Genomic DNA, 8,970 nt, shown 5'->3' on the forward strand with positions numbered 1-8,970 from the left:
AACACCATCCCATGCGCCATTGATGACCCAAAACGTGCGGCCGTCGTCCTCCATCGGCCCGAACTCGACGTGAATGGTCTTTTCGTCGGGCTTTGTGCCGAGCCACGCGACAGTCTTGTCTTTCAGATCGTTGAATCCAACCATCACGCCGCCCTCTTCTCTTCAACGACATTAAACCCCGGCACCTTCCGAACCCCACGCCGCACCGATTCATCGGCAAGCGACTGGATAAGCTCGCGGAAAGCATCAGGGCGCTCGCCGTAGAACCAATCGAGCGCGGCAGCCTCGTCGACCAGCTCGGCTTTCCAGACTGTCCTCAGCCCCGTTCCCGTCGTGGCGGCCTTGTTCGCTCTGCCCGCTTGGCGCTCTAACTTCTTCGCATCGGCCAGCAACTCTTCAGCAGCTTCCCGCTCCGCGAGATTGCCCGAGGACGCGCGAATGGCTTCCGTCGCGGCTACCCTAGCCGCCTCCGCTGCTTCCGCCACACGCGCCGCCTCTGCGGCCTTTTCCTGCGCGATGCGGGTGCGCCATGGAGTGAGCAAGGCGTCGAGGGCGGACTTGGCTATATCGACCTTGCCTTTTTTGGGTTGGATGAAAGGATTGTAGCGGTCTTGGATAGACTTAACCTGCTCATCCAGCGGGCGCTTCTCCTCGACTCGCAGAGCATCGGCTCGCTTGCCGGCGTCGTGGATGCTGTCGCGCAGCCGCTCGATGGCGTCGTGCATCTCTTGGGATGCAATCGGCTCGCCGTCGGCGAAATTGCGCGCCTCGTCGTAAAGGTCTTCGATTTCCTGGCGGATGATGTCAAAAGGGGATTGATTGTGCCCCTTGACGGCTAGCGGGTTGAAGTCGTCGGCGACCGTGGCGATTGCGGGGGCGGGTCTCATGCGGACACCTGCTTGCCAACCGAAATCATGATCGACTGAAGAATCGCGAGGCTGTCTTCCTGCCTGCGGAGCGCGTCGCGAATGTCGTCTGTGTTCTTCTTGACAGCGGGCCAGACTTCTTTGGCGAGCATGCGCGCGAATTCAGCGCACGCCTCTGCCGGCATCTTGCTGGCCGCGCCGAGCATGTTTTCGGCGCTGAACTGGTTCGTTCCTGTGCCGTTGGCGTCGTTTCCTTCGAAATCGATGAACCATGTGAACGTCAGGCCGCTTTCGTGCGGCGCGATAGCGCGCGCCGAAGACGGCCCATTTAGGCGGAAACACCCGCCTGTAATCACGCTCTTAACATCGCCCCACGGCAAGTCCCGATCATTGCCGTCGAGGTAGATTTCCTTCTCGCCGATAGCGAGGTAATGCTCTACCAGCGGGATAATCTCGCTGAATCGTCTTCTTCTCATCTTCGTCTCCTCTTGTGGTGTGTGTCGGCATCGGTAGCGCCAACATATGTCTGTTTTACAAATTTGTCAACCGTCTCCGGCTACTCACAGCGCCCGCGCGCCGGCCGTCTTCTCTTGTAGCCAGGTCGTTGAAGTCTTCTTCTCGTCGAGTTTGCATTCGCCATTGCGAATCCCTCCGTTGTTGATGCCGGAGAAATACGTTGGCTCTACAAATTTGTCAACGTACCCGAAAGTGGTACTTGTGGATTTTTGTCGGGCATCCGATTGCTCTTTCGAATGTTGTCTGCGGCCCATAGCGGCTGAAGATTTGATAGGGCCCAAGCTTTCTTGAAGTCAGGATCGTCTGGAGTCTCGTAGTTGAAAGCTGTCAAGGGCACGATGTGGTCGATGTGCCAGCCACGTATTCCCCAGTTCCCCCATGTCATGCCATCTACGAATTGTGCCTCTATGTGGCGCTTTAACTGTTCTGATGTGTATCCCAGTATTTCGAATGTCCGCCGCTCCCCTGCCGAGCCTCCTAGAAGTCCGCGGCGCATGTACGTACTGACTGACTCTTCTAGCCGTATTTTTAAAGATTTCCGACGCTTTTTGTTTGACCTCTGAACCCTCTCCCTTACTTTCTCCGGGTTATCTGCGGCCCACTTCAGTGAAGCTGCAATTACTTCATCTCGATTGTTCTCGTAATGTTTCTTCTTTGAAATCTTTATTGCGTCTTTGTTGGCCGATCGATACTCCGACGCCTTAACCAGTATGTTTTCCTTGTTTCGTTCGTAATACTCCTTTCCCTTTATCTTTATTTTTTCTGCATTCTTGGCTGCACTCCGCTTAGATGCCGCAGCTACCTTGTCGGGGTTTTCCTCCTTCCACTTTTTTAGCGGCGCCCTCCCGCACTCAATACATATCGATTTCTTCCCTAGTCGCCCATATTTGTCTCCGTAATATCCACTCAGAATCTTCCATTCACCACATTTTGTGCAGACCTTGCCGTCATCCTGGCCAGTCTTTTGGCCGATATCCCTCGTCATAAGCCCTCATCAACATTGCCACATGCCTTGGCACTGGCTTTGGATTGGTTTCGCGTTCGATCTCGGAAACCTGCATCACGTGCGGATATCCAAGAACGGTGGCTAGCTGCGCCTGGGTCAAACCGAGGCGCTTGCGAATGGCCCGAAATTCATCGTTGTCCATACATCACCTATATAATGATTTTTCATTGGTTGATCAAGGGTAGTGTAATGATTTTTCCTTAGAATGGAATAGAATCTTCAAGCTCCCAAGCCCAGCTTGGCTTGTTGTCGTTTGCAGGCTCGGCTTGATTATCGTTAGCGGCGGTCAACTCTCCGACGCGGTGAGCGACGACGTCTGGGTATCGACTGTTGCGGCTGTAATCTAACTGCACCTCAACCGTGTCTCGGAGCTCGTGCTGGCGGCTTAGCCACTCCATCACCGTCGATGGGAATGGCCTTTGGCCGCCGTGCGCCGCCCACCACCTGTCGGCCTTGCTCTTCGGATACCCGGAATGCGCGCAGCAGTGCCATTCGTTCACAGACTTCAGCCCGACCATGTATGTGCACTTGATCGAATCGGGCTTCCCCTCTTTGCCTGGATGATGGCGGAACGTCCTCGACCGCACCTCATGCCATGGCTTCTCCGAAGACAAGACGGGCGTCGTATCGGCGCGAGCCGTGATCTTCTCCTCCTCGCTCGGCGGGAAGATGTAGCCGCAGCAGTGGCACGTCATCTGCGAAATCGGGATGAGCTCGCCACAGCCGGTCTTGCCCTCCGTGTCCTTCGAATCCTGCGGGCAAAGCTTGCGAGGCTGATCGCCTGTTCCCTTACCTGGCTCTCGCGGCTGAATCTGATCGATCGGCCCATGGTAGGCCAAATTCCGGCCGTGGTCGGCAACGAGGCAGTCGGTTTTCCCTGGCGAATTTCGCGTTCCGCGGCCCAAAATCTGCACAAGTTTGCCTGCGCTTTTGGTGCTCAACAAAAGCGAGATGAAGTCCACGAACGGGAAATTAGTCCCCGTCGTGATCATCGAGACCGACGAGATGGCCCAAATCTTACCGGCGCGGAAGTCGGTGAATATCTTGTCCGTCTCGTGCGCATTGTCACTGGTGAGGACGGCGCATGTACGACCATGCCGACGGATGGCCTCCGCGACATGCCGAGCGTTCTCCTTGCTGGTGCTGAAGAACAAACCGGCGCGCCGACCTCCGGACGCGATCATGTCCTCGGCGATGGCCTCCTCGATGATGCGCTCTGCCGCCTCGGCGACCTGGCCTGGGATGTACTCACCGCCACGCGTGCCGATGCCCTTGAGATCGATCTTGGCCGCCGTCTTCTGGCTGGTGAGCCGCGTCAGGTAACCTTGCTCAATCAGGTCGCCAAGCTTGGCCTCATAGACGACGTCGTGGAACAGCTTGAATCGTACTGGTGCACCGTTCTCGTCAACCGCTTCGTCGTCGTCCAAGTCGTCGGTAAGGCGGCCAGAATCCATGCGGAAGTCGGTTGCGGTCGTCCCGCAGACGCGGCTATCAGGATTATGCTTGCGTACCGCCTTGAAGAACTTGCCGTACTGGGTATTGGCATTGCGTGAGATGGCGTGCGCCTCGTCGACGATGATGAGGTCGACGTTCCCGATCTGCTCAACCTTGTTCCAAACAGACTGGATGCCGCAGAAGAGCACCTGCGCGCGAGCATCGCGCCGCTTCAAACCGGCCGAGAAAATACCAGCCGGGGCGAACGGCGAGAGGCCTATGAACTCCTTGAAGTTCTGGGCCACGAGACGCGAATCGTGAGTAACATTCAGGATCCGCATATCCGGGTAGTCGGCCAGCAATTCCTCGATGAGCTTGGCGATGACGAGCGCCTTGCCAGCGCCCGTCGGCAGGACGATCAGGCCGTTGCCGCCTCCTTCTGCCCAGTAGGCGTAGAGAGCATCGAGGCTGGCGCGTTGATACTCCCTAAGCTGCAACACGAACCCACTCCCCATTGTCGTTGCATGCCCACCTCCACCAGTTATCCTGACGGTTGTGCTGCTGCTCCGTTCCCGTCGCCCACCGGCAGTTACCGGGCTCGTAATTTCCGTTTACGTCAATTCTTTCAATGGTCATCCCGTTCGGACGCTCGCCCATGTCGGCTAGGAACTCGGAAAAGTTATTTGACCACCGATCACATATCGCTATCCCCCTCCCTCCATACAGCGGGTAGCTTACGTGGCTTGGCTGCTCGCAGCGGCATTTCATCGCGTGCCAAGTCTGCCAGGTTGGGCTTTTGTATGCGAGAGTGTTGTGTCCATGCACAGTGTTGCGATCAATGGCGCGCTTGCGGTTCACGTCCCGCATCAGGCAGCCACATGATGCGGTGTGACCTGTCGTAAGCATGGAGGTCTGAACAACTGACTCCCCGCCGCACGAACATTTGCACATCCACATGGTCTTGCCCTTTTTATTCTTAGGCGCTGGCGCTATGACTTTGAGTCTACCAAAAACACGCCCAGTCAAATCCTTCTTGGCCGTCATACCGCCACCCTCTTGCGCAATCGACCGCGCTCACGCTCACCAAGCTGCCGCACGCGCTCCTTCGAAATGCCGTAGTCCGCCCCGATCTCGGCAAGCTCATCACCCATAGCGATGCGCATGAGTACGTCGCTATCTCTTGTGCCGGAGAGGCGCCGCAGCGTCTCGGAGAGTTCGGCGTAATCTAGTTGGGTGGCGGGTGTCGACGCGACGCACTTATCGAGGTCGACCAGATCGACCGTTCGCTTCATCCGGCCAGCCTTCTGTCGCTGGTCGCCGATGACGTGGCGCGCCACAAGCACAATCCACGTCCCGAATTTGTAATCGTCCCGGTATATGCGCCAGCGGTTCATTGCTGCGACGTAGATGTCTTGCGCCAAGTCGTCAGCGCCACCTCTCCTGCGGGCTTTGTACGCTAGCCGCTTAATAAACGGCATGTAGTCAATGACTTTCTGGTCATACCAGGCTGGGCGGTCTGTCATATCGTCTCCTCATTATGTGGTGCGGCTAGGCTGTGGTGTCTTGGTGGCGGCCGTCAATGACGGCCCAAATCTTGCGAACTGCGGCAGGCACCAATCGCGCCCGCTCCTTCGGCATATGCATCATGTGGCAGTCACTCTCCGGCCACCCTGTCGCCCATGACAAAGCGCGGTAAGCCTCGCCGCGAGCCAGGTATCCAGCCTGCCAAAGCTGATCGAATACGCGGTGAGCCTCCTTGCGCGCTTCGTGCGTCTCGGCATCTGCCAGCGGCTTATTGCCCCACGACCACAGACCGCAGCAGTCGTGCCGCCGGCCGTATTGCGTCATGGTCCGCTTGGATCGCTCTCCGCAGATGGGGCAAATTGGGCGCGGCTTTTTGCTCATGCCGCGTCCTCATTGTCGTTCGCTGCGCCGTCGATCCAGAGGGCACCGCTGGGTGTGCGGTAGGTGATCGTCTCGTTTTCGGGGTCGCAGTCGACTTGTTCGTATCCAGCAAGCATCTTCGGAATAAACAAATGGGCAGGGCAGCCTGCGTCCTGCTCGGCAAGTGAAAGAGGCTTGCTCCACCGGCTGCAATCCCATCCCGCGTTGCCGTCCATCAGCGGCGTGGCATGAATGCACGATCGGCAGTGCGAACGCGGCATAACCTCACCCCAGCAGACTTCGGCCTGCCGGCAGAACTTTCCGCGGAAGTCGTCTCGCTTGGTGCAGAGGCGCGACGGCGGCTCCGGCATGTTGATGATGCGTTCGATGCGCGCGACCTGCCGCATAGCAAATTCCGCATCGTAGTGCACACGCTCAAAGTGCAAGTCTTCCGTATTCTTGCAACTCATCATGTAGTAGACGCGATTGAGACCAAGGCCGTACATGTAGAACTGGAAGGTGGCGTAGTGTTTCGGCATGCCGATCTTGACGCCGTGCTTCTTCACCGGCTTGAAGTACTCCTCCTTCGCCGACTTGCACTCGACGACGTGCTCGGTGTTCGGCGCCTCAAGAAGCCCCAGAACGCGGCCGTCGATCTTGCCGCGCAAGTGCCCACCAGCAGCGCGCACTCGGTCCTGTTGGCCCCAGACTTCGCAGCCGGCCAGCCGCAGCAGGTCGAGCAGGCGCTCCTCCTCTATCTCGCCGCGTTCGAAAATCCGACGCTTCCGCCAGTCGATAAACTCCGGCACTGACGCGCGCCGGAAAGCAAGCCAGATTTGACGGTCGCACTCTATACCGATGTCACCAGCGGGAACGCCGACGGATTCCCACTGGTCGTTGTTCTCTTCCAGCCTTTGCTGGACGAGGCGAAGGGTTGAGGGAGTCGGCTTGGGGATGGGGGCCATTACAGAAGCCACCCATTCCTTTCGGCCACGTCCCACTGATAGGCTTCGCGGGCCTCATGCGGCGCGTTGAACTTGGGCCGAATCGTCCTCTCCAGAACAAGGAGCGCCGCGTCAACGTCGCCATTTTTAAGGTCTGCGATTGCCTCTTCGATGAGTGCTTTTATTTCTCCGTTCATGTCAGAAATCCCCCTTAAACGCGCATCGGCATGAGAGTGACGTCGAGCAACGGCGCGACGGGAGACGTAATGCGTGCGGGCGACATCCCGTCGTTAAGAGCAATCTCCACTTGGCCGTCTGGGAAGACTTGCAGCGCGTCCCTGAGGTAGATCGCATTGAAGCCAATCTCGATCGGCTCTCCGCTATATTCCGCCTGCACTTCGTCCTGTGCTGCGCCGACCTGAGAGCGAACGGAAAGCGCGATAGAACCCGGCGCGACGGTGAGCTTGACGCCGCTACCGCGTTCGCTGCTGACCGTAGCGACTCGGTCTGAAGCTTTGAGGATGTCTGATTTGTCGGCGCAGGCGATGAACTCATTCCCTGCGGGGATTACGCGCTCGTAGTCTGGATACTCGCCATCGACGAGATTACTAGTGAGTGTGAAGTCGCCCTGCTCGATGCGGATTTTTTGCTCGCTCACCGACACACGCGCAACTCCCTTCGGCAGAAGGGAGACGGTCTTCGGCCCGACGATGATGCCCTTGAACTCGGGCAACGACTCGCCGAGGTGTCTCGACAGCCGATGGCCATTCGTCGCCACGGCTACGGCTACACCCTTTTTCGTATGGAAGTAGACGCCCTCCAAGAATTTCCGGTTGTCGTTTACGGCAATCGCAAACTGCACAGGCGCAAACAGCGCCGCAATGTCGAGGTCGAACGTCGCGTCGTACTTGCCGTCGGGGGGCGTGGGGAAATCCGTTGCCGGCAACGTCGCCAAAGAAAACCGGCTACGACCTGATTTTACGATGAGCTTGTCACCCTCCAGGCTGAGTTCGACGGAATCGGCGCCAGCCTTCGCGGCGATGCTGCCGAGCAGTTTGGCGTCGACGCAGATTGTTCCCGACGCATGCACGTCGGCCTCGGCGCTGGCCGTGGCGGTGATGTCGAGATCCGTGCCGGTGACGCGAAGCTGCTTGCCGTCGGCGGATAGAAGCAGATGGCTGAGTACCGGAATCGTGTTCCGGCTCTCCACCACCTTGCTGACGGCGCCAATGACGCGCGTCAGATTGGCGCGGCTTATTGAAAGGCGCATGTTGGTCTCCTCTGCTGCGGGTTGTCCCGCGTGTGGTGAATGCCGGATGGTGGTGGGCCACCCGGCAGTGTTGGTTAGGCGGCGAGCGTGCGAGCAGCCAAGATGCGGTAAGCCTCAACAACGCCAAGCGCCTGCGACTTCGCATCGTCGAGAGCGTTGTGCGCCGTGCCGACGTCTGGCTGTGCGGCGCCAGTGATATCGAATAACGTCCGCACGTCGCGCGGCGTCCTGTAGTGCCATGGAATATCGACGAAGCAGGATCGGAAGGCCGACTCCAGCAACACAAGGTCGAAGGACGGTGGCTTGGCCCAGACTCGGGTTGCGCCCGCCGCCTTAACGAACTCCGAGAGCGCTAGAAGCGCCGTGGTCGCGTGAGCCGTGCCAGAGAACGCCGCAGCTTGCGCGTCTGCCGACTGTTCCATCCACCATTTTATGGTCGAGACGTCCATGGTCAGTCCGTTTGCCACCGCGCTGGATGGCTCAATGGCAACATAGAACTCCTCACCGAACTCGCCAGTTTCGGCATCGAACGTGACGGCTCCGATGCTCAGAACGACGCTGCCAGGTGCAGTGCCGAGCGTCTCGATATCGATCATAAGATCGCGCATATTTGCTCCTCTTGTGTGGTGGGTTACGGGCCGCCGTTGGTGCAGCGGCCCGGTTGTGGTTAGCCGAAGAAGCCGCCCCAGTAGAGAATGCCGAGGCATATTGCTGCCCCGACTAGCGCACTCCAGATGCTATAGGCCGGCCGAGGCTCGCCGTGCTTTGCCAGGTTCACGCCAAGCCCTAGCGCAGTAAGCATCAGGTATGCAACTTGCGACCACCCCATCACTTACTCCACGGATTCTTGCGAGCGCCGCCGGCAGGTGCCGCAGCTGCGGCTGGACGTGCTGCAGCCTGGCGGTTGTCGTTGGCGGGTGCAGCGGCGGGTGTCGGCTGTACGGCGTCGATCGCCGGCTCTGGAACGTTCCCCTCGTCCTCGAAATAATAGCGCTTCACCTCGGCGCGGGCCGGATAGCCATTCTGCGCCTTGCCGAGGCCGATCTTGGC

At 58.6% G+C, this 8,970-nt stretch carries 11 protein-coding genes and 1 pseudogene; all 12 read right to left on the reverse strand.

Going from position 1 to position 8,970, the window contains the following annotated elements; translation table 11 throughout:
* Nucleotides 1–143: 143 nt before the first annotated feature.
* Nucleotides 144–887 carry a hypothetical protein gene (locus CO676_RS33555; protein ID WP_097524224.1) on the reverse strand — a complete coding sequence of 248 codons (744 nt, stop codon included), beginning with the start codon at nucleotides 885–887 and terminating at the stop codon, nucleotides 144–146.
* A complete protein-coding gene (locus CO676_RS33560; RefSeq protein ID WP_097524225.1) occupies nucleotides 884–1,342 on the reverse strand; it encodes a hypothetical protein in 459 nt (152 codons plus the stop codon). The genes CO676_RS33555 and CO676_RS33560 overlap by 4 nt, the downstream gene beginning before the upstream one ends.
* 206 nt (nucleotides 1,343–1,548) lie before the next feature.
* A complete protein-coding gene (locus tag CO676_RS35035; protein WP_144340249.1) occupies nucleotides 1,549–2,367 on the reverse strand; it encodes an HNH endonuclease in 819 nt (272 codons plus the stop codon).
* The gene (locus CO676_RS33565; protein ID WP_097524226.1) at nucleotides 2,330–2,530 is read right to left on the reverse strand and encodes a helix-turn-helix domain-containing protein; all 201 of its coding nucleotides are present in this window, start codon (nucleotides 2,528–2,530) and stop codon (nucleotides 2,330–2,332) included. Before CO676_RS33565 ends, CO676_RS35035 begins: the two co-directional genes overlap by 38 nt.
* A gap of 58 nt (nucleotides 2,531–2,588) precedes the next feature.
* Nucleotides 2,589–4,337 (reverse strand): DEAD/DEAH box helicase, encoded by a 1,749-nt coding sequence (locus tag CO676_RS33570; RefSeq protein ID WP_245424643.1) that lies wholly within the window; start codon nucleotides 4,335–4,337, stop codon nucleotides 2,589–2,591.
* A gap of 525 nt (nucleotides 4,338–4,862) precedes the next feature.
* A complete protein-coding gene (locus tag CO676_RS33575) occupies nucleotides 4,863–5,345 on the reverse strand; it encodes a sigma-70 family RNA polymerase sigma factor (protein ID WP_097524227.1) in 483 nt (160 codons plus the stop codon).
* A gap of 378 nt (nucleotides 5,346–5,723) precedes the next feature.
* On the reverse strand, nucleotides 5,724–6,671 hold the full coding sequence (locus CO676_RS33585; protein WP_097524229.1) for an oxidoreductase: 948 nt from the start codon (nucleotides 6,669–6,671) through the stop codon (nucleotides 5,724–5,726).
* The gene (locus tag CO676_RS35630; protein WP_179875761.1) at nucleotides 6,671–6,847 is read right to left on the reverse strand and encodes a hypothetical protein; all 177 of its coding nucleotides are present in this window, start codon (nucleotides 6,845–6,847) and stop codon (nucleotides 6,671–6,673) included. The genes CO676_RS33585 and CO676_RS35630 overlap by 1 nt, the downstream gene beginning before the upstream one ends.
* A 14-nt stretch (nucleotides 6,848–6,861) precedes the next feature.
* Nucleotides 6,862–7,920: a DNA polymerase III subunit beta gene (gene dnaN, locus CO676_RS33590; RefSeq protein ID WP_097524230.1), complete on the reverse strand. Its 1,059-nt coding sequence runs from the start codon at nucleotides 7,918–7,920 to the stop codon at nucleotides 6,862–6,864.
* Nucleotides 7,921–7,994: 74 nt separating this feature from the next.
* Nucleotides 7,995–8,516 (reverse strand): 3'-5' exonuclease, encoded by a 522-nt coding sequence (locus CO676_RS33595; protein WP_179875762.1) that lies wholly within the window; start codon nucleotides 8,514–8,516, stop codon nucleotides 7,995–7,997.
* Between the two features lie 71 nt (nucleotides 8,517–8,587).
* Nucleotides 8,588–8,749 (reverse strand): hypothetical protein, encoded by a 162-nt coding sequence (locus CO676_RS35635; RefSeq protein ID WP_179875763.1) that lies wholly within the window; start codon nucleotides 8,747–8,749, stop codon nucleotides 8,588–8,590.
* Nucleotides 8,749–8,970, reverse strand: a pseudogene (locus CO676_RS33600) (hypothetical protein); the annotation flags it as partial. The pseudogene CO676_RS33600 and the gene CO676_RS35635, both read right to left, overlap by 1 nt.

The sequence above is a fragment of the Sinorhizobium sp. BJ1 genome (assembly GCF_002531555.1).
GTDB classification, from domain to species: Bacteria; Pseudomonadota; Alphaproteobacteria; order Rhizobiales; family Rhizobiaceae; genus Sinorhizobium; species Sinorhizobium fredii_B.

Excerpts from the sequence above, each read along its gene's own strand:
- CO676_RS33555 (WP_097524224.1), bottom strand. The coding sequence starts at position 887 with ATGAGACCCGCCCCCGCAATCGCCACGGTCGCCGACGACTTCAACCCG.
- CO676_RS33560 (WP_097524225.1), bottom strand. The coding sequence starts at position 1,342 with ATGAGAAGAAGACGATTCAGCGAGATTATCCCGCTGGTAGAGCATTAC.
- CO676_RS35035 (WP_144340249.1), bottom strand. The coding sequence starts at position 2,367 with ATGACGAGGGATATCGGCCAAAAGACTGGCCAGGATGACGGCAAGGTC.
- CO676_RS33565 (WP_097524226.1), bottom strand. The coding sequence starts at position 2,530 with ATGGACAACGATGAATTTCGGGCCATTCGCAAGCGCCTCGGTTTGACC.
- CO676_RS33570 (WP_245424643.1), bottom strand. The coding sequence starts at position 4,337 with ATGGGGAGTGGGTTCGTGTTGCAGCTTAGGGAGTATCAACGCGCCAGC.
- CO676_RS33575 (WP_097524227.1), bottom strand. The coding sequence starts at position 5,345 with ATGACAGACCGCCCAGCCTGGTATGACCAGAAAGTCATTGACTACATG.
- CO676_RS33585 (WP_097524229.1), bottom strand. The coding sequence starts at position 6,671 with ATGGCCCCCATCCCCAAGCCGACTCCCTCAACCCTTCGCCTCGTCCAG.
- CO676_RS35630 (WP_179875761.1), bottom strand. The coding sequence starts at position 6,847 with ATGAACGGAGAAATAAAAGCACTCATCGAAGAGGCAATCGCAGACCTT.
- dnaN (WP_097524230.1), bottom strand. The coding sequence starts at position 7,920 with ATGCGCCTTTCAATAAGCCGCGCCAATCTGACGCGCGTCATTGGCGCC.
- CO676_RS33595 (WP_179875762.1), bottom strand. The coding sequence starts at position 8,516 with ATGATCGATATCGAGACGCTCGGCACTGCACCTGGCAGCGTCGTTCTG.
- CO676_RS35635 (WP_179875763.1), bottom strand. The coding sequence starts at position 8,749 with ATGGGGTGGTCGCAAGTTGCATACCTGATGCTTACTGCGCTAGGGCTT.